Origin of the sequence: Butyrivibrio sp. VCB2006 (assembly GCF_000420945.1) — a bacterium.
GTDB lineage: Bacteria > Bacillota > Clostridia > Lachnospirales > Lachnospiraceae > Butyrivibrio.
The window spans coordinates 88002-108779 of record NZ_ATVX01000001.1; the positions used below are offsets into that span (position 1 = coordinate 88002).

The 20778-nt window shown below is 41.6% G+C and carries 18 protein-coding genes; 15 read left to right on the forward strand and 3 right to left on the reverse strand.

The window, feature by feature from the left end; all coding sequences use genetic code 11:
• Positions 1–26: 26 nt before the first annotated feature.
• The 7 genes from rlmN to G613_RS0100405 all read left to right on the forward strand — a co-directional run bounded on the left by rlmN (position 27) and on the right by G613_RS0100405 (position 6930).
• Positions 27–1085 carry a 23S rRNA (adenine(2503)-C(2))-methyltransferase RlmN gene (rlmN, locus tag G613_RS0100375; protein ID WP_029230751.1) on the forward strand — a complete coding sequence of 353 codons (1059 nt, stop codon included), beginning with the start codon at positions 27–29 and terminating at the stop codon, positions 1083–1085.
• A 52-nt stretch (positions 1086–1137) separates the two neighbouring features.
• Positions 1138–1902 carry a Stp1/IreP family PP2C-type Ser/Thr phosphatase gene (locus tag G613_RS0100380; RefSeq protein ID WP_029230752.1) on the forward strand — a complete coding sequence of 255 codons (765 nt, stop codon included), beginning with the start codon at positions 1138–1140 and terminating at the stop codon, positions 1900–1902.
• The gene (gene pknB, locus G613_RS0100385; RefSeq protein ID WP_029230753.1) at positions 1895–3949 is read left to right on the forward strand and encodes a Stk1 family PASTA domain-containing Ser/Thr kinase; all 2055 of its coding nucleotides are present in this window, start codon (positions 1895–1897) and stop codon (positions 3947–3949) included. The genes G613_RS0100380 and pknB overlap by 8 nt, the downstream gene beginning before the upstream one ends.
• Positions 3950–3954: 5 nt before the next feature.
• Positions 3955–4908, forward strand: coding sequence for a ribosome small subunit-dependent GTPase A (rsgA, locus tag G613_RS0100390; protein ID WP_029230754.1), 954 nt, complete (start codon positions 3955–3957; stop codon positions 4906–4908).
• Positions 4905–5486 carry a histidine phosphatase family protein gene (locus G613_RS0100395; protein ID WP_029230755.1) on the forward strand — a complete coding sequence of 194 codons (582 nt, stop codon included), beginning with the start codon at positions 4905–4907 and terminating at the stop codon, positions 5484–5486. The genes rsgA and G613_RS0100395 overlap by 4 nt, the downstream gene beginning before the upstream one ends.
• A gap of 135 nt (positions 5487–5621) precedes the next feature.
• Positions 5622–6509 (forward strand): Uma2 family endonuclease, encoded by an 888-nt coding sequence (locus G613_RS18275; RefSeq protein ID WP_029230756.1) that lies wholly within the window; start codon positions 5622–5624, stop codon positions 6507–6509.
• 64 nt (positions 6510–6573) lie between these two features.
• Positions 6574–6930, forward strand: coding sequence for a response regulator (locus G613_RS0100405; RefSeq protein ID WP_029230757.1), 357 nt, complete (start codon positions 6574–6576; stop codon positions 6928–6930).
• Between the two features lie 87 nt (positions 6931–7017).
• On the opposite strand, the gene G613_RS0100410 is transcribed toward G613_RS0100405, so the two are convergent.
• Positions 7018–7230, reverse strand: coding sequence for a helix-turn-helix domain-containing protein (locus tag G613_RS0100410; protein WP_029230758.1), 213 nt, complete (start codon positions 7228–7230; stop codon positions 7018–7020).
• A 246-nt stretch (positions 7231–7476) separates the two neighbouring features.
• On the opposite strand from G613_RS0100410, the gene G613_RS0100415 reads away from it, so the two are divergent.
• A complete protein-coding gene (locus tag G613_RS0100415; protein ID WP_029230759.1) occupies positions 7477–9768 on the forward strand; it encodes a hypothetical protein in 2292 nt (763 codons plus the stop codon).
• Positions 9769–9888: 120 nt separating this feature from the next.
• Here the strand turns inward: G613_RS0100415 and G613_RS0100420 are convergent, their stop codons facing one another.
• Positions 9889–10251: a hypothetical protein gene (locus G613_RS0100420; RefSeq protein WP_029230760.1), complete on the reverse strand. Its 363-nt coding sequence runs from the start codon at positions 10249–10251 to the stop codon at positions 9889–9891.
• 83 nt (positions 10252–10334) lie between these two features.
• On the opposite strand from G613_RS0100420, the gene G613_RS0100425 reads away from it, so the two are divergent.
• From G613_RS0100425 to G613_RS0100440, 3 genes are all read left to right on the forward strand, one after another.
• A complete protein-coding gene (locus G613_RS0100425; protein ID WP_029230761.1) occupies positions 10335–10907 on the forward strand; it encodes a xanthine phosphoribosyltransferase in 573 nt (190 codons plus the stop codon).
• Between the two features lie 233 nt (positions 10908–11140).
• Positions 11141–11638 carry a hypothetical protein gene (locus G613_RS0100435; protein WP_029230762.1) on the forward strand — a complete coding sequence of 166 codons (498 nt, stop codon included), beginning with the start codon at positions 11141–11143 and terminating at the stop codon, positions 11636–11638.
• Between the two features lie 68 nt (positions 11639–11706).
• Complete coding sequence (locus tag G613_RS0100440) at positions 11707–12729, forward strand: NAD-dependent epimerase/dehydratase family protein (RefSeq protein ID WP_029230763.1); 1023 nt, start codon at positions 11707–11709, stop codon at positions 12727–12729.
• 333 nt (positions 12730–13062) lie between these two features.
• Here the strand turns inward: G613_RS0100440 and G613_RS0100445 are convergent, their stop codons facing one another.
• Entirely contained in the window at positions 13063–14355 is a 1293-nt protein-coding gene (locus G613_RS0100445) for an aminotransferase (RefSeq protein WP_029230764.1), read from the reverse strand.
• A 315-nt stretch (positions 14356–14670) separates the two neighbouring features.
• Between G613_RS0100445 and G613_RS0100450 the strand changes: the two genes are divergently transcribed.
• From G613_RS0100450 to G613_RS0100465, 4 genes are all read left to right on the forward strand, one after another.
• Positions 14671–16566, forward strand: a complete 1896-nt coding sequence (locus G613_RS0100450; RefSeq protein WP_081647711.1) for an EAL domain-containing protein — start codon at positions 14671–14673, stop codon at positions 16564–16566.
• 108 nt (positions 16567–16674) lie between these two features.
• Positions 16675–17514, forward strand: a complete 840-nt coding sequence (locus G613_RS0100455; RefSeq protein WP_029230766.1) for a patatin-like phospholipase family protein — start codon at positions 16675–16677, stop codon at positions 17512–17514.
• Positions 17511–19574, forward strand: a complete 2064-nt coding sequence (locus tag G613_RS0100460) for an FAD-dependent oxidoreductase (protein ID WP_029230767.1) — start codon at positions 17511–17513, stop codon at positions 19572–19574. The genes G613_RS0100455 and G613_RS0100460 overlap by 4 nt, the downstream gene beginning before the upstream one ends.
• 138 nt (positions 19575–19712) lie before the next feature.
• Positions 19713–20768 carry an FIST signal transduction protein gene (locus tag G613_RS0100465; protein WP_029230768.1) on the forward strand — a complete coding sequence of 352 codons (1056 nt, stop codon included), beginning with the start codon at positions 19713–19715 and terminating at the stop codon, positions 20766–20768.
• The last annotated feature ends 10 nt before the right edge of the window (positions 20769–20778 follow it).

A 20778-nucleotide genomic window follows, 5' to 3' on the forward strand; every position in this document is an offset into this window, starting at 1 on the left:
GTTTCATATAAATGTGAGTAAATGTTATGAGTTATATTCAAGGAATTAGCGGTAAAACAGATATAAAGTCTCTTACCCTTCAGGAGCTTACAGAAGCCATCAAGGAGCTTGGTGAGCCTGCCTTCAGGGCCAAGCAAATTTACGAGTGGATGCATGTTAAACTTGCAAGAGACTACGATGAGATGACTAACATCTCCAAGGCACTTAAAGAAAAGCTTAGGGAGAATTTTGACTATGTTTCCCTTAAGAGCGAGATGGTTCAGGAATCACAGCTGGACGAGACCAAGAAGTTTCTTTTTGCGCTTTCAGATGGAAACATGATTGAAAGTGTATTTATGAAATACAAGTTCGGTGTCAGTGTATGTATCTCATCTCAGGTGGGCTGCCGCATGGGATGCAGATTTTGCGCATCAACTATTGACGGCGTTGTGAGAAATCTTTTACCGTCAGAGATGTTGGATCAGATATACGCCATCTCACGAATTACCGGCGAGAAGGTTGGAAGAGTAGTAGTTATGGGAAGCGGTGAGCCTCTTGATAATTACGATAATCTTCTTAGATTTATAGATCTTTTGACTAATGAAAATGGTCTTAACATGAGTCAGAGAAATCTTACGGTTTCTACCTGCGGCATTGTGCCTAACATCCTGAAACTGGCTGAGGAAGATCTGGCAATTAACCTGGCACTTTCACTTCATGCCTCCAATCAGGATAAGCGCAAAGAACTTATGCCTATAGCTAACAAATTTGAGATACATGAGGTTTTGGACGCCTGCAAGACATATTTTGAAAAGACGGGCAGACAGCTTACTTTTGAATACTCTTTGGTGGCAGGAGTAAATGACACCGATGAGGATGCCAGGGAACTCACACAGCTGTTATCGGGATTTAACTGCGTTGTTAACCTAATACCGGTAAATCCTATCAAAGAAAGAGATTTCAAACCCACAGACCGCGCAGGAGCTGTGGCTTTCAAAAATAAGCTTGAAAAAAGCCGAATAAATGTTACTATTAGAAGAGAAATGGGCAGGGATATTGATGGAGCCTGCGGACAGCTTCGCAGACGCCATCTGGAAGAAAAATAGTATTTCTGCTTTTTTGTGTTGACCGAAAAAGATAGGGTTGGAGGGAGCTTTTTTGTTAAAAACTTTTTCCGTAACGGATATTGGAAAAAAGCGAAAACTGAATCAGGATTATGTATTTTCTTCTGACAGGAAGATTGGTAATCTTTCCAATGTGTTTATTGTAGCTGACGGCATGGGCGGTCATAACGCTGGGGACTATGCTTCAAGATATACAGTAGATACCATGGTTGAGGAAATTGAGAAGTCTTTTGAAAAGAGTCCTATCAAGATTATGGAGAAGGCTATCAAGACTGCCAATACCAAGCTTCGCGAGAAGGCTGCTGAGGATCCCAAGCTTTTTGGAATGGGAACAACAGTTGTAGCATGTACAGTTTTAGGAAGATATTTACAGGTCGCCAATGTGGGGGATTCAAGGTTATATGTCATAGGCGGCGATAAGATTACCCAGATTACAAGAGATCATTCGCTTGTCGAAGAGATGGTCAGAATGGGCGGTATCGATAGAGAGACAGCCAGACATTCTCTTGACAAGAATATTATTACAAGGGCCATCGGTGCTGATGAGACCGTGGACGTTGACTTTTTTAATGTGGAATTGAACAGAGGGGATATAGTTCTCATGTGCTCTGACGGACTTACAAATATGTTAGAGGACGAAGAAATTCGCATGATAGTAAGTGGCCAAAGAGATATTATCGAGAAAGCTCAGAAGCTTGTAGTTGCGGCCAATAACAATGGGGGTAAGGATAATATTGCTGTTATCCTTATAGAGCCGTTTGCTGATGAAGCGGCACATGACGGAGGACTAAATGATTAAGATAGGAATGGTTATCGGAGACCGTTATGAGGTGCTTGAAAAGATAGGCACCGGCGGTATGTCTGATGTATATAAAGCAAAAGATCATAAGCTTAACCGCCTTGTTGCTGTTAAGGTACTTAAGCAGGAGTTTTCAGAGAATGAGAATTTCGTTTCCAAGTTCCGTGTAGAGGCGCAGTCTACTGCAGGACTGATGCATCCAAACATTGTTAATGTTTACGATGTAGGTGATGAAGACGGCGTCAACTACATTGTAATGGAGCTGGTTGACGGAATTACTCTTAAGAAATACATAGAAAAGAAATCCAGGCTCTCCGTAAAAGAGGCTGTTAGTATAGCTATTCAGGTAGCTATGGGCCTTGAGGCTGCTCATAATAATAACATTATCCATAGAGATATCAAGCCTCAGAACATAATGATTTCCAAGGAAGGCAAGGTTAAGGTCACAGACTTTGGTATCGCCAAGGCTGCTACCAGCAATACCATTACTTCCAACGTTATGGGATCAGTTCATTACACCTCTCCTGAGCAGGCAAGAGGCGGTTACAGTGATGCCAAGAGTGATATCTATTCCCTTGGTATTACGTTGTTTGAGATGCTGACAGGACGTGTTCCTTTTAATGGTGACACTACTGTAGCTATTGCAATCAAGCATATTCAGGAGGATTTACCTACTCCTGCGGATTATAACGACGAGATTCCAATCAGTGTTGAGAAAATTGTTCTTAAGTGTTGTCAAAAGAGCCCTGACAGACGTTATCAGAATGCTGCAGAGCTTATAGCAGACCTTAAGAAATCATTGATCACACCGGATAAAGATTTTGTATCTCTTGTGGACCCTGATGAAGAGGGAGCTACAAGGGTGGCGTCTGAGGAAGAGGTTTCTTCTGTTAAAAACGGTAATGGAAGACTTTCCGATACTGAGCAGATGAGACTCAAAGACGAAGTTATGCGCGATTATGACGATGACGACAGATACGATGACAGAGACAGAGAGCGCAGACGTAAGAGACGTGAATACGATGAAGACGATGACTTCTACGAGTATGACAGAAATAGAGACAGAGATAGGTATCGCAGACCTAATCCTCCGTCAGATGGCAGAATAGAGAAGCTCACAGTGGTTATGGCCATTGTACTTGCTGTTCTTATTGGATTTATGGGACTTATGCTGGTAGGCAAGAAGCTTGGACTTTTTGGCTCTTCTGAGGCAGGAAGTGAGGCTTCAAGTGCTGCAGATGTAACAGCCAGCACAGAGAGCACAACTGTAGAGGATAGTGCTGATGGCATTATTATTCCTGATGTCAGTGGCAAGTCATATGCAGAGGCAGTAGCTACTCTCAATGAAAAAGGCTTCAAGGTAGAAAAGGGCGAGGATGCCTCCAGTACGCTTGCTAAGGATACTGTTTCTTACACAAATCCTGCAGCCGGCAACAGAGCTCAGAGCGGATCTACCATAAGTGTTTTTGTCAGCACAGGAGCAAATGCAACATCCTCAAGTTCTACTGCTGCAGTATCTACAGCCAAGGCAGATGGACAGGTTACAGTTCCTAATGTTATCGGCAAGACTTCAGAAGAAGCTGTTATTATGCTTGTTGAGGCAGGACTTACTGCCGGAACTGTAGTAGAGACAAGTAATGAAGATCCTAACCTTACAGGACTTATCTGTGCACAGAGCATTGCCTATGGCACTTCTGTTTCTGAGGGAACAACAATTAACATGGAGCTCTCTACAGGACCTGCAAGTGTTACATATAGCTATGTTTCTGATATTTCCGCTCCTACAGAGGGAGAGAATTATACAGCCGGATTATCAGTTCATGTTACTTTAGTTACATCAGATGGAACAACACTACTTAATACAACAACATCAGATTTTCCTATTCAGATGAATTCCAAGGGAATTACATCACCTACCGGAACACTGACATTTGTTTATACAGCAACATCACCTACAACAACCAATCCTGATACAGGAGAGACTACCGGTGGTGAGACCAAAGAGATCACAGTTACAAGAGCAGTAACTTTCACACAGGAGAATTAAAGCCTTTGAAGGGACGAATTCTTAAGGGAATTGCCGGGTTTTACTACGTAGAAACCTTTGAAGAAAAGGTATATGAATGTAAGGCAAAAGGCATATTCCGCAAATCTAATTTGAAACCGCTGGTGGGAGATGATGTTGAAATCGATATCATCGACGAGGAAAAGAAACTGGGAAATATAACAGAAATCTTTCCCAGAAAAAATCAGCTACTTAGACCGCCTGTTGCCAATGTGGACCAGGCGGTTATTTTGTTTGCCATCGTTAAGCCAAATCCCAGCTACAACCTGCTGGACAGATTCCTTATCATGATGCGCCAGCAGAACCTCCCTGTAATAATCTGCTTTAACAAGCAGGATATTGCAACCAAAGAGGAACAGCAGGAACTTTATGACGCCTATGAGAAATGCGGCTACAAGGTTCTTTTTATCAGTGTAAGGGAAGAACGTGGTCTTGATGAGTTAAAAGAACTTCTTAAGGGCAAGACGACTACTTTGGCAGGACCAAGTGGTGTGGGCAAGTCATCTCTTTTGAATAAGCTTGTCCCCAATGCTGATATGCAGACAGGAGAACTTAGCCGTAAGATTGAAAGGGGCAAGAATACCACAAGGCATTCCGAGTTGTTCTTTGTAGAGGAGTTATCCGGTGATGTGTCGGAACAGAATGCGGATGATGACACATTTGTAGACAACGGGACATATGTCATTGATACACCGGGATTTACTTCACTGGAACTAAGAGATGTAACACCGGAGACTTTATGTCAGTTCTACCCTGAGTTTACCGAGTATGAGCCGGAGTGTAGATTTGGCGGATGTGCGCATATAGCAGAGCCTGACTGCGGCGTTAAGAATGCTATAGCAGAAGGCAAGATTGCCAAGGTTAGATATGACAATTACAAGGTTTTATATGAAGAACTAAAGAATATGAGACCTGATTACAGTAAGAAGGCACGAAGATGAAAATTTGGGTTACCAGACATGGACAGACTGATCTAAATGCCCAGAACCTCATGCAGGGCAGATCCGATATCCCATTAAATGAAACCGGAAGGCAGCAGGCCAGGGCTACCAGAAAGCTTATCGGTGATGCAAGATTTGATGCAGTATATGCGAGTCCTTTGGACAGGGCAATTGAGACCGCGTCAATTATTGGGGGCGTGGACCGTTCAGAGATCATAATAGATGAGCGAATCATTGAGACAGATTTTGGCAAGTATGAGCAAAGGCCCTATGCGACGATGGGACTTCCCATGAACCTGTACTGGATGCTTCCTGAGGTATTTCCGGCACCAAGAACTGTGGAGACCACAGATCAGATGATTGCCAGGGTTCGTAGCTTTTTTACAGAGCTTGAAAGTAAAGATTATGAGAACGTTTTGGTTACCTGCCATGGAGGGATAATCAGAGTTATCAGAGGCTATTTGGAAGATGCCAAAAGAGGTTATGTATGGCGCCCAAGACCCAAGAACTGCGAGATTCGCGTGTATGAGTCTGTTGACGGGCATCACAGTTTCATTAAAAACATATACCATGAATAAATTACCCGTACTTGGGTAAAAATAATTGACATCTCTTATCTACAATTTTAAACTGTAGGTGAGAGATGTCTTTTTGTAATGGTTGATTAGCGTGACTGCAGGGAAAACATGTGGCTTTAGTAGAAGGAGACGTTTATGGATATTAGCGAATTAAAACAAAGAAAGAAAGCATTGAAACTTACTACGGCGGAACTTGCTTATCTTGCAGAGCTTCCAGTCAGCACGGTCAGTAAAATTATGACCGGGGAGACTCGTAATCCTACTTATGCCACAATTGAGAAAATTGATAAAGCTCTTTTCCATGAGGAAATGTTACATAGACTAAGCGAATACATTAGGTATTTGCAAGAGTATATGCGAAGTAACCCCGAATTGGAAGTGGATCAGATTAAGTTTGAAAAGTCATACAGAAAAGAAAAAAATCTTGGAAATGACCCCATTCCTTTTGCCATAAGAGAAGGAGATGAGGATGGCAATCTTGCACCAATGCGTGATACTAGGGCTACAGTGGCACTTATGCATGAAATAGGAGAAGATAAGACCCTCGAACTCATGGATGGGCACATCATTTACAATGAGGCACCTGGTATTGGACATCAGCGCCTGGTTCAGAGATTGGGCAAAGCTATTGATGCTTTTATAGAAGCCAATAAAGGCAAGTGCCAGATGTTCAATGTTGGGGTTAATGTAAGGCTGGATGAGGACGATTATACTATGCTTATTCCTGACATTGCGGTGGCATGCGAGCCTGACATCATCGATGAAAATGGCATCAACGGAGCTCCTGACTGGATTATCGAAGTGGTTTCCAAAAGTACTAGACGCCGTGACTACAATGATAAGATGCACAAATATATGCATGCCGGAGTAAGAGAATACTGGATTGTAGATCCGGATAAAGAGAAGGTCACCACCTATATAGAAGGTGAACCTATGATGGCATATATTTACAGTTTTGAGGATGATATACCAGTGTATATCTATGATGGCAAGCTTAAGATAAGAATAAAAGATAATATGTAAAACCGAACAAAAGTGATATAATTATTTATAATCTGACATATGCTTCTTTTGTGGAGGTTTGCGCATGAAGAGCGTTCTCATCGTAGATGATTCCCGGGTTTCCAGAAAGATGATCAGAAATCTTTTGGAACATTCCGGATATGAGGTTGCCGCTGAAGCCATCAACGGAAAAGAGGGCCTGGATTTGTTTTTAAAGCTTAGACCTGATGTTGTGGCTATGGATATTACTATGCCGGAAATGAATGGCCTGGATTCCTTGAGGGCCATTAAGGATCAGGTTCCTGATGCCAAGGTAATTATTATTTCGGCTGCAGGTCAGGAATACAACAAGCTTGAAGCCATGCAGGCTGGCGCAGCTGCTTTTGTTACCAAGCCATATGAGAACGAGGATATTTTGGAAGCAATCAGGAATTGCTTATAGCTAGAAAAATTAAAGAAAATAATAAAGATAAAGGGCTAATCGATCAAATATAAATCGATTAGCCCATTTTTGTGAAAAACAAAAGTACTATCTTAATTTCGGATTATCTGTTAATCCTACAAGGTAGTCTAGAGAGACATTGTAGTATTGGGCCAGAACAATGGCATAGGATAAAGGCAATTCCCGGATACCTTTTTCGTAACGTCTATATACTTCTCTTTTACAAAACAAGATATCAGCAACTGCTTGTTGGGTTAAATCATGATCAATTCTAAGGTCTTTTAGTCTTCTGACAAACATATGGGCTACCTCAAGTGACTTTAAAAATACACACAATTTAAGGATGAAATAAACGTAAAAATGAACGAAACAATATGAAAAAACTATTAAATAAACCGTATTCCTAAGACAAAGTTACCAAACGGTGATATAGTTAACACAGAGATGCCACCAAACAGTTGCAAAAAAGTTTGGTGGCAAAAAATAACTCATTAGTGCTACCGTATGGTGGCATAAATAAAAGTGTATCAAGGAGGTATTTTGGTAATGAACAGAAACAAGAAACTTATTAAGACGCTGGCAATTGCAGTTGCTACTTTAACAGTTTCTGCAATGGGAGTTGTGCCGGCAAGAGCAGCTTTTGATGCTAAGTATTATGCGGATAAGAACCCTGATGTTGTTGCTGCAGTCGGAACTTCGGCTAAAGCACTTCAGACTCATTACGACACCTTTGGAAAAGCTGAGGGTAGAAGTGAGAGCGCTGAAGCTGAGTACATAAAAGTACTTCGCAAAATGTTCGATGCAAAGTACTATGCAAGCCGTTATCAGGATGTTGTTAAGGCCTATGGTACTAGTGAAGATGCACTTTTCAATCATTTCATTCAGTTTGGTATGAAAGAAGGCAGAAGATTCTGCAGATATTTTGATGTTTATGCATACATGAATGCCTATAGCGATTTAAGGGCAGCCTTTGGAGACAATCTTCCTGCTTACTACATTCATTTTGCACTGTTCGGTATTGGCGAGCACAGAACACTTGGAGGTTTTCCTGCTGAGAAAATTCTTCCCGGAGGTATCAAGACTGTAAGCACAGCTTCTACAGGATCGGGCTCATCTTCTGGTGGCTCAGGCAAGACTGAAGATAAGTCATCAGATGAAGATGTAGAAGATGTTTCGGCAGAAGAGGAGTCTTCTACACCATCAGGTGGTGGAAATAGTAAGCCTGCAGATAAAACAAAGTCTCCTGCAGAGGTTACTCAGCAGGTTGCTAAGGTGGCGCAGAGCGTAGCTAATAATACACAGAAAATTCAGGCTGTAAGTCAGAAGGCTGGCGAACTTAAAACTGCAGCTCAGAACCTTGCTACAACAGGCTCTTTGAATGATGCTAGTGATGCGGCTGCAGTAGCTGCAGGTAAGAAAGCTGAATTGAATACAGCTCAGCAAGATTATGATGCAGCAAAGGCTGCTTTGGATGCAGATCCAAATGATCCTACTAAAAAGCAGGCAGAAGCAGATGCAAAGGATGCTTTGGATGCAGCAAAGACAGCATATGCAAATGCAGCAGGTGCTGCTCTTACAGCAGCTAACACAGCACTAGAAGATGCTGGAGGTATAGCTAAGCAGACTTCAGCTAACCTCAAGGATGCACAGGAAGCTCTTAGTGTTGCTCAGGCTAACAAGCTAGCAGCATCTCAGGCGGTTGCAGATGCAGAAAAGACAGCAGGTGTAACAGAGGCAGCTAAGCAGAAAGCTTCTGATGCTCTTGTAGCAGCAAATCAGCAGGTTACTAATGTAAATAAGGCTATCTCAGATGCACAGACGGCGCTTGCTACATTAGATGGCGATAAAGATACTGTAGGCTCTGTGGCTGAGGCTGCAGAGCTGCAGAAAGAGGCGCTTACAGATCTCAATGATGCTAAGGGTGAAGCTGCAAAAGCATCTGATGAATTGGCAGCAGCAATTAGTCATGCTAATGAAGTAAGACAGCAGCAAGAGAAGCTTGTTCAGGAAGCACAGGAAGATCTTGCAGAAGCACAAACGGCAGTTAATGCTGCAGTAGCTCAGGCAGAAATAGCTCAGGGCCTTTCAACCAAGCAGAATGCACTTAATACAGCCAATACAAATCTTGAATCTGCGCAGGCAGATTATGTATCTGCTTACAATGATACAAATGGTACTAGTTTTGCAGATTTTGATGCAGCATATGAAGATGCTGCATTCAAAGCTCAATATGATATAGATGTAGCTAATAACACTACAGCAGTTGGTGCAGCACAGGATGCAGTTGATACAGCACAGCAGGATGTAACAGATGCACAGGCAGCAGTTACTCAGGCTGAGAATGATGCTAAAACAGCTAGCGATTATGACGCAAAGGATCAGGCTTATACAGACGCACAGGACGATGCAGCACAGGCAAATTCTGATGAACAGGATAAAGTTACAGCAAAAGAAACAGCTAAGAAAGATGCTGATGACGATGTGGCAGATAAACAGACTGCTTATAATAACGCAGCAGCGGAACATGCAAAAAGAGAAAGTGCTCAGACTGCAGCACAGACCACTGTAGATAACGGACCTGCAGCAGTTGCTGCAGCAGAAGCAGCAGCTGATAAAGCACGTGATGAGTTTAATGAAGCTGTAGCTCAGGATCAGGTAGCAGATCAGGCTTATGCAGCAGCAGTAGAAGCGGAAGATCAAGCAAAACAGAATGTGCAGGATGCAGAAGCAGCAGTTGATGCAGCTGAGGAGGCAGATGATGCTGCAAATGATGCAGTAGATGCTGCCAAGGAAATTGTTGATGACTATAAGGATGACGCACCAGCAAATAACGGCTAATGCTAACAAGCTCTAAATTAGAGTTTTCTCCATGTATTGAGAATGGCGGTACCTTCTTGATGAGGGTATCGCCATTCTCTTTTTGGCATAAAGGTCTTTGTGGAGAAGTTGGATGAATTATTAGTCTATTACTTTGGTAATTCTTTCACTTCTAAAGCCATACTTTGAAAGAAGGCAATTAATTTTGCCCATAAAACTCTTTTTACCGATGAGAATGTCATTGTTTTCTCCACAGCTAAAAACTGTGATTTCCAAGCTGCCCTGAGTTTCTTTTACAAGTACGGTCATGCTTACTGAACCGCGTCCACTTAGAGGTGACAGTTCATACTTGTCAAAGCACATCATAATGCTTTTCCCGTCATCCATAAATTCAAAGCATACAAGATTATTCTGGTCTGAGTCTAGGGTGCTTTCAATCTCTTTTGCCAAATCGAAGGCTGAAATAAAAGCTATGTCTGAATAGTATTTGTATAAGTTGGTCATAAATAACTCCTACTCCTGATGTTATAATAACGATACAGTGTCGATGATGCAATTGTTGCAGTTTCATAAATGGGAGCATGTAGATGAAGCTATTAGAAGATACCATTAAAAGTGAAGGACGAGTTTATCCCGGAAATATTCTTAAAGTGGATGGATTTTTAAATCATCAGATTGATGTAGCACTTTTGGATAAATTGGGAAAAGAATTCTATGACAGGTATAAAGACCAGGGGATAACCAAAATACTTACAATAGAAGCTTCGGGTATAGCAATAGCATGTGCAGCTGCCAGATACTTCGAGGTTCCTGTAGTATTTGCGAAAAAGTCAAAAAGTTTGAATATTGGAAATGATGTTTATACTTCGAGAGTTAGTTCCTATACCCATGGGAAGGACTATGACATCACAGTTTCAAGAAATTATCTTCACGGGGAAGACAAGGTGTTTTTGATAGATGATTTTCTTGCAATAGGGAATGCTATGAAGGGCCTTATAGATATTTGTAATCAGGCGGGAGCATGCATTGCAGGAATCGGTATATGTATTGAAAAGGGATTTCAAACAGGTGGCGATGATCTAAGAAAAATGGGGTATGATGTAATGTCTCTGGCTATTATAGACAGTATGAGCGAGGATGGGGAAATTGTGTTCAGATAAAGCAATACCGATAGTATATCAATAAAACCGCAACAATAACAAAGGCTTATGTGTGTAAATGACGAAGGCTAAACTATGGAATTTAGGTGATGAAATATATTACTGGAGGATAAGATCATGTTTTGGTTTGGAAAGAAGTCAAACATAGATGAAATGACTAAGATCATGGCTGAGTTCTATAATACAGGCACTGTATCGGATAATCGAATAAAGTGTTTTTCTGAGGAGGCTTAATGGCTAAAAAGGTAATGCTGACTTTTAATGAAGCAGCTGGAAATAGGTTTGATTTTTCTATTATAGACGATATCGCTCCTTTGGATGAATATCCTATATGGTCTAAAAAAGATGCCTGGGGGCATTCATATTATGGTGTTTCAAACTTTTACGGAATCGAAGGACCCGATTATGAAGATAGTGACTTGTCTCAGCTTGAGTGGGATGGAAATGAGGTTTATTTAAATGCTCCGGACAGCAATGAAGAGATGACCTTATTCAGGAAAGCAATTGGTATAATGAAGAGCTGGCATAAACAGATGTTGGAACAGTATCCTGAAGAAAGGTTTGTTATACTGGCTTCTTTTGATGATGGTGTTGATCCGGAGGATGGATGTGAATATGGTCCTTCATTTACACTTCGCTTTTGGAAAGTTCGTGAAGGACAGTGGCTTGGCAAGTATGATGAATTTGTAGACTGTGAACAGCCGGTAATAAGATGTATTATAGATAATTGAATGAATGAAAATCGCGTAAACTAAGGATTTTCCAAGAATTCTTTTTTATCATGTGAAGGAGAAGGGTTATGAAGGCATTATTTATTGGCGGAACGGGAACAATCAGTATGGCAATTGTCAGGAGACTGGCGCAGAATCCACTTTGGGAGGTTTGGCTTTTGAATCGTGGCAACAGAAAGAGCGAAGTTCCTGAAAATGTTCATGAAATTATCTGCGATATTTCTGATGAAGAAGATGCCATAAAAAAGCTTGAAGGAGTGGAATTTGATGTAGTAAGTGAGTTTATTGGATTTACTGTTGATCAGGTTGAGAGAGACTACAGACTCTTTAAGGGCAAGACCAAACAGTACATGTATATCAGTTCAGCATCAGCATACAATAAGCCGGCTGCAAGCTATGTGATCACAGAAGGTACAACTCTTTCAAATCCTCATTGGGAGTATTCCAGAAATAAGATTGCCTGTGAAGAATTCCTTATGAAGAAATATAGAGAAGAGGGATTCCCGGTAACTATCATAAGACCAAGTCATACCTATGACGAGAGAAATATTCCTCTTGGAGTACATGGTAAGAAGGGCTTTTATCAGGTTATTAAGAGAATGATGGAAGGAAAGCCTGTAATTATCCAGGGTGATGGAACATCTCTTTGGCACGTTACCTTTAATAAGGACTTTGCTGTTGGATACACAGGTCTTATGGGAAATCCAAAGGCAATCGGCGAGGCTTTCCAGATAACAGGAGATGAGTGCCTTACCTGGAATCAGATATATCAGACAATCGCAGATGCTCTTGGAGTAGAACTTAAGCCATATCACGTATCAGCCTATTATCTTAGCGCAGTAGGAGATAAGTATGGATATGACTTTGAAGGAAGTCTTCTCGGTGATAAATCAGTATCTGTAGTGTTTGACAACAGTAAGCTTAAAAGAGCTGTTCCGGGAATGGGCACAACAATAAGATTTGATCAGGGCGTTCGCATTGCCCTTAACTACATCAAAGAACATCCCGAGTGTCAGGTAGAGGATCCTGAATTTGATGAGTGGTGCGACAGAGTGATAGCAGCACTGGAAGATAGCAAGAGTAAAGTATGATAAAAGAGCGGTAATGAATTATAATGGCAATAATGCCAACATTACCAGCAATATCAGCATTTACACCGATATGTTTGAATGATAATTTGGACTGATGATTCAGGCTCAATTCAAAATTGGTATTTACCGGAATTCATGCCATTCTTATTCATAGCCGCTTGACCACCAAAAAACATCCCGTGTACCTCTGTCATGGGAACCGTGGAATACCGCAGCAGGCATGGCCTGCGAGGATATGCCGCGAAATTCCCATTGACAGTGATATCCGGGATGTTCAAATAACCGCAAGCGGCTATTAATTTACTTCGTAAAATTCATTATCTTCGAACTAACTTATTCAGCCATAGCCTCAAGCATCTTCTGGGCTGCTGTAAGTCTTACGCAGACAGTGAAGATATCCATAGCAGTGCGAAGGTCTGAAAGTGAAGGATAGGTTGGAGCAATACGGATATTGCTGTCGTGTGGATCCTTCTTGTAAGGATAAGTTGCACCTGCGTTTGTCATTGTAACACCGGCCTTCTTGGCTCTGTCAACGATGGCCTTAGCGCAGCCTTCAGGGGCATCAAAGCTGATGAAGTATCCGCCGTTTGGCTTGGTCCAGTCGCCGATTCCGCAAGGAGTAAGGTCTCTGTCGAGAATCTCAAGAACTGCCTCGAACTTAGGTCTGATGATGTCTGCATGCTTTCTCATGTGAGCCTTCATGTTCTCGATGTTACCAAAGAAACGTACGTGTCTAAGCTGGTTAACCTTATCGTGGCCGATTGTCTGATTAGAAAGCTGAGCCTTGATATCGTCAAGGTTATTAAGTGAAGTAGCAAGAGCTGCGATTCCGCTTCCAGGGAATGTAATCTTGGAAGTTGAAGCAAACTTATAAACCATGTCAGGATTTCCAGCCTTTTTGCATTCCTCAAGGATCTCAATAAGGTAATCCTGATTGTTATCGTATAAATGGTGGATACCATAAGCGTTATCCCAGAAAATACGGAAGTCCTTGGCTGCAGGCTTAAGCCTTGCAAAACGTCTTACTGTATCATCTGAATAAGAATATCCCTGAGGATTGGAATACTTAGGAACACACCAGATTCCCTTAATAGATTCATCAGAAGATACAAGCTCTTCAACCTTGTCCATATCAGGACCTTCAGGAGTCATATCTACGTTGATCATCTCGATTCCAAAATATTCTGTGATAGCAAAATGTCTGTCATATCCAGGAACAGGGCAGAGGAACTTGACCTTGTCCAGCTTGCACCATGGAGTGTTGCCCATGATACCGTGAGTATATGCTCTTGATACTGTATCGTACATGACATTAAGTGAGGAGTTACCATAGATGATAATGTTCTCTGGCTTGTTCTCCATCATGGCACCGATGAGAACCTTGGCTTCATCGATACCTGTAAGGACACCGTAGTTACGGCAATCTGTTCCATCTTCACAGGAAAGGTCAGCCTCAGAATTAAGGGCATCCATAAGTCCCATAGAAAGATCAAGCTGTTCTCTGCATGGCTTACCTCTAGCCATGTTGAGATTAAGATCCATCTCCTGATATTTCTTGTACTGAGCCTTGAGCGCTACGATCTCTTCTTCAAGCTCCTGGCGGCTCATTTCTGCATATTTCTTCATAGTCCGTCTCCTCACTAAATCTGATATTTTATATGATTCTAGCCTATAAAAATCATGTCCAAAAAACACTATGACAATATTACAACGTAGCCCCAGGAAAATGCAACATAATTTATTGCTTTAAAGGAGTAAATTTATGATTATAAGATTTCTATAAAATATGAAAAGATATTGATTATTGTTTAACAAATTGTAGTAAGATATATTTGTATAGATATGCACGATATAACGACAAGGCGGCTAAATATAACAATTGCGACAAATACAATAAATTCGATATACTAGCTACCAATAATCAACCAAGAGGCCGGTATTATGTGGAATTACTCATATGTTTTTCCAAGTTTATTAATACTATTCATATTAGTCAGCTATTATTTTATGCTGCCACGAATTCCTATCAGAATGAATCGTACCTTCATTCATTTGATTGGTATTGAGTGCGTAGTTATGATAATGGATGTCATATCCTCCTGGGCAGATATGAATTATCAGCTCTTCCCAATATGGGCACTCTATGCCCTTAACAATCTGTATTTCATTGCATTCTTTGCAAGAGCTTTATTCTTCTGTGTATTTACCATAAGCGTCTTAAGACTGGAATTTCTCAATAATCATTATAAGTACTTTTTAGCTATGATCCCCTTTATTGTAGAATCTGTACTTGTATTGATCACGCCATTTACCAGGAATTTCTACTATATGGATGACACCGGCTATCACAGTGCGCCTTTATACAACACACTTTATCTTTTGTTCTGGCTGTATATTGGCATCAGTTATTTTGCAATTCTAACTCATAAGGAAAGACCTAGGAGAAAAAGAGAGTTTAATACTGCGCTCTGGATCAACACAATTCTTCTTATAGGAACTATCTGCAGACTGGCTTTTCCACAGTATCTTCTCATGGATACCTTCTGCCTCATTGCGCTTCTTGTAAGCTATCTGTCCTACATGAATCCTGACTTTTACCTTGAGGGTAAAACCTGGATTTTTAATACCAGAGCCATAAGAGAGTACCTGGATGAGATAAATGGGCAAAAGAAATACCGGATATTTGCTTTTGTTATCCATGATTACAGAGATATGAGAGAGCTGTATGGAATAAGACAGATGGATCACGGTGTTAACCTGATTTGCGATTATCTTAAAAAGACCTTCCCTAACAAGATTGTTTTCTATTATAGAAGCGGACGCTTTGGAATTGTCTGTGATGACAAAGATAATATAGATAAAATACATGAAACCTTGCAGGAAAAATTCAGCAAACCATGGGTTTCAGATGATGTAGAGCTTTATGTTGAGATAGGCTGCGCGCTCTTAAATCCCGGTAATAGGAAGCTTGATTATAACACCATGACACAGGTTCTCATGACTGCTTTTAACGAGGCTGATCTAGCTGAGAAGCATGAAGTCAGGATAATAGATGAGTTAGGTCTTCAGAAAGCAGAAAAAGAGCTGGAGATCAAAAGAGCTATCGAATATGCTGTTGATCATGATGCGGTAGAGATTTTCCTGCAACCTATTATGGATGCTGCTACAGGTAAGCTTGCGGGTGCAGAAGCGCTTGCAAGAATCAGAGATGCAGAAGGCAACATTATTCCTCCAGGCCTCTTTATTCCAATAGCAGAACACAACGGACGAATATCAGAGCTTGGAACCCAGGTGTTTATTAAGACCTGTAAGTTTATCAAGGAAAATAATACCAAAGAGATGGGTCTTAACTGGATAAATGTAAATCTTTCGCCAATCCAGTTCATGAAGGCTAATCTAGGTAATAACCTTATGCACTACATTAAGAAATACGACATTGACCTCGGATTCATTCATCTGGAGATCACTGAGGAAGCCATGGTCGACGATCAGCTCCTTGTTTATCAGACCAATATGATAAAAGAGATGGGCTTCCACTTTGTGCTTGATGACTACGGCAAAGGTTATTCCAACCTGACAAGATTAAAAAGATGTCCATTTATTAATATCAAACTTGATATGAGCATAGTTTGGGACTACTGCAGAGAGCCTGATGTTATGCTACCTAACATGGTCAAAACCTTTGCAAGTATGGGCTTTGGCATAACAGCTGAAGGCATAGAAAGCGAATATATGGCTCAGACTATGGCTGCACTTGGATGCATATATCTACAGGGTTACTACTATTCAAAGCCTATTTCTGTTGATGAATTTATCAAAAAATATTCACAAGGGTAAAGCTTTGTATTAATATTATAAGTAACAAAAAGAGTAGTGGCGGCGCTACTCTTTTTAATTGTGATGAGCAAGACGTGCTATGGATGTGCATTTACGAGAGGTGACAGTGTGAAAAAAGGGCTTGTACTTGAGGGCGGCGCTATGCGAGGTATGTTTACCTGCGGCGTTTTGGATGTTTTAATGGAGAACGATATTTCTTTTGACGGGGCAGTAGGAGTGTCGGCAGGAGCTACCTTTGGCTGCAATATCAAGTCTCATCAGATAGGTCGTGCCTACAGATATAACAAGAAATACTGCACAGATCCCCGCTATCACAGTATCAGATCACTTATCACCACTGGTGATATCTATAACGTGCCATTTTGCTACGATGAGCTTCCATACAAGCTTGATAAATGGGATACCAAGGCTTTTGCAGACAGCCCAATGGAGTTTTACTGCGTGGTTACTGACATTAACACAGGAAGACCCGTTTATCACAAATGCATTGATGGACAAAAAGAGGACATCACCTGGATTCAGGCGTCAGCTTCTATGCCAATAGTTTCAAGGCCAGTTCACATTGACGGCGGAATGTATCTGGACGGTGGAATCTCAGATTCAATCCCTCTTAAATTTATGGAAGATAAGGGCTATGACGACATACTGGTCGTAGAGACCCAGCCAGTTGACTATGTCAAAGGCAAACAGAAATACATGCCAGTTGTCAGATGGTCACTCAGGAAATATCCCAACATGATTAAGTGCATGGAAGAGCGCTATATTATGTATAACGAGGAAAAGAAATACATAAGGCAGCAGGAGCTTGCCGGTAAAGTACGAGTAATAAGGCCCAAGGAGCCACTTAATATAAGCTCGATAGAAAAAAATCCAGCCCAGATAGAGAGAGTTTATAAACTGGGAAGACAGGCGGGGGAGGAGTACCTCGCAAAGGAGAGGCAAATATGAAGAAAGAATATGAACCACTGTTTACGCCCTGGAAGATTGGAAATTGTGAGATCAAGAATAGAATAGTCCTTACTTCTATGGGTGGTACAGACCTCTTTGGATGGATGGAAAAGAACCATTTCGATAAGGCAGGAGCAGACTTTATTCTGAAAGTTGCCAGAAACAACGCAGGACTTGTGCTTCCTGGATGCCAGCCGGTTTACAATCCAATGTTTGGTCAGTGGCTTTATACCAATAAGAAAATGTATCAGGACCTTGCTGAGTGGATGAAGGAGTTCCACAAGACAGGAGCCAAGCTTTTTGTGCAGCTCACTGCCGGCTTCGGACGCTCTTTTACCATAAGTCCTATGATGGAAAAATTATATACCAACAAGGTGCTCAGAGTCCTCAGTAAGCCTGTAATGGACCTTGATAAGATCACGGCATCAGCCAGCGAGTCACCTAACCGCTGGTCAGACGTGGTGCCATCAAGAGCCCTCACTGTTGACGAGATTCATGAATATGTAACTGCCTTTGGCAAGACTGCAGAGCTCCTTAAAAAGGCCGGAGTAGATGGTGTAGAAGTTCACGCTGTCCATGAAGGGTATCTTCTGGACCAGTTTACTCTTGATTACGTTAACAAAAGAACTGACGAATACGGCGGAAGCTTTGAGAACAAGTATCGTTTCGCCTGTGAGATAGTTCAGGAAATAAAGAAAAAGTGCGGCAAGGATTTCCCCGTATCACTGAGATACAGCGTTATTTCCAAGACCAGAGGCTTCAGGCAGGGAGCGCTTCCCGGAGAAGACTACGACGAAGTGGGTCGTGATTTCGAGGAGAGCAAAAGAGCTGCAAAGTACCTTCAGGATGCAGGCTACGATATGCTCAACTGTGATAACGGAACCTACGATGCCTGGTACTGGGCTCATCCACCGATTTATATGCCTGAAAACTGCAATCTTGAGGATGTAGCTAATCTCCGCAAATACGTTGACATTCCTGTTGTCTGTGCCGGAAGAATGGATCCTAAGGTGGCAGCAGGCGCTGTGTCAGACGGGCGAATTGATGGTGCCGGCTTTGCGAGACAGTTCCTTGCTGATACTCAGTGGGTAACCAAGCTGATTGAGGAAAAGGAAGAGGATATAAGACCTTGTATCCTTTGTCACAATGGCTGTTTTAACATGTGCCACTACAAGGGCGTTCCAAATGATCAGGAGCTTTCCGACAGTCTCCACCTTGCAAGATGCGCAGTTAACGCAGAAACTATGCAGACTGACAAGCATTTCATAAGGAAGACCAAGCATCCCAAGAAGGTAATAATCATCGGCGGCGGAATTGGCGGAATGGAAGCAGCAAGAGTACTTAAGCTCCGTGGCCATGAGCCTGTTATTTATGAAAAGACTGGTGAACTTGGAGGAACCTTTATTGCAGCCAGCGCTGAGTCCTATAAGGGTAAACTCCGGGACCTTCTTGCCTGGTACATAAGACAGATGGAACAGCTGGGAATAGAGATTCACTATAATACTGAAATAAAAGATGTAAAAGAATTCGGTAAACACGACATAATCATTGCCACCGGAGCGGTTCCGAGAAAGCTTAAGAGTGTTCCAGGTCATGAGCTTATGATAGAAGCCTGCGAGTTCCTCAGGGGAAAAGAGGTTGGAGATAAGGTGGCAGTTGTTGGAGGCGGACTTACCGGATGCGAGATAGCCTATGAGTTGGCGCTTCAGGGAAAAGATGTTTCTATCGTTGAGATGAAGGATGACATCATTTCTCAGAAGGGTGTTTGCCTTGCTAACAGCTCATATCTTCGTGAATGGTTTGATCTTTATAAGGTTCCTGTTTACCTTGAGACAACCCTTAAGGAAGTGTGGGAGGACTGCATCGTCTGTGTTGATAAGACAGGCAAAGAGTTCACCATCGACTGCGACAGCGTTATAAGTAGTGCCGGATACATTCCTAATCCTGTGGTAAAAGAAAATGAACGTGAGAGCAATATGGATTACGTCGGAGACTGCAAACAGGTTGGAAATCTTAGAAGCGTAATTTGGAGAGCTTATGAGGTTGCAATGAGGATATGATTTTATAAAATTTTAATTATACTTTATACATTAAACAGAGAATTAATTAACGACAGAGTGCTACAATATTAGCAGTGGCACTCTGTTTTTGTGCACATTTTCCGACAATCGTTTGTAAAAAAATAGGAGAGCAGGGTTATGAATATCTTTTACGGAAAAAGCGCTTCTGGGAACGTGTCAGAGGCTGTGAAGGGTCTTGGAACAGCAAAGCTTATCATCATGACTAGTACTGCAGATGACTTTGAGAAAAACGTTGAGGAGCTTGAAAAATTATATCCAGGAGTTCCAAGTATCTGCTGCGTTGGAATGGGATATGATACAGCTATTCTGGAAAAAGGTACATTTGTAATGGCCTTTAGAGATGGGGTGACCGTAGCTACAGGTGTTTTGGAAAAGGTATCTATTTCTCCTGCAAGATATATTTCCAGAATCGAAAAAGATATCGCAGCAGTCCGCCCGGGAAAAGAAAATACCGCTATTATTGATTTCTGTACAGGAAATGATGCGGCGGTTCTTACAACCTTGAGCGGCCTCATTAAAAAGAACGACCTTCAGGTTATGGGAGCAACGGGTGATGCCGGAAAGGTTTCTGTAAACGGTAAGGTTTACGAGGATGCTTGTGTTTATGCCATCATCAGAAATGAAGGCGGAAGAGTTAAGACCTACAAAGAGAATATTTACGTACCTAAGGACAATAAACAGCTCATTGCCTCCAAGACAGATAAGAGTAAGTACTATCTCGGAGAGCTTAACGGAAGACCTGCCAAGCAGGTATATATGGAGCTTACAGGTGCCCAGGAAGGAAAGGTTGTTGATCAGACCTTCCAGAATCCGTTTGGCAAGATGATGGGTGATGATGTCTGCATCGTTTCTCTTAAGGATGTTTCCGGAAATGGTCTTATCCTATATAGACAGATCAATGACTCAGATATCTTAACGCTCCTTGAAATGAGAGATCCTATGGAGATTGCCCAGGCAACCGTAGATAAGATACATAGAGATTTCACACATATTTCTGCTATTTATTCTGTTAACTGCATATTCAGATATTTGGTACTTAAAAACAGAAGTGAACTTGGAACATATCTTAGTAAGATAGGAACCCTTGGAACCAGCTGTGGCCTTGTAGGATTTGGAGAACATTACAATACCCAGTTCGTTAACCAGACTATGACATGTGTAGTATTCGAATAAAGAGGAGATA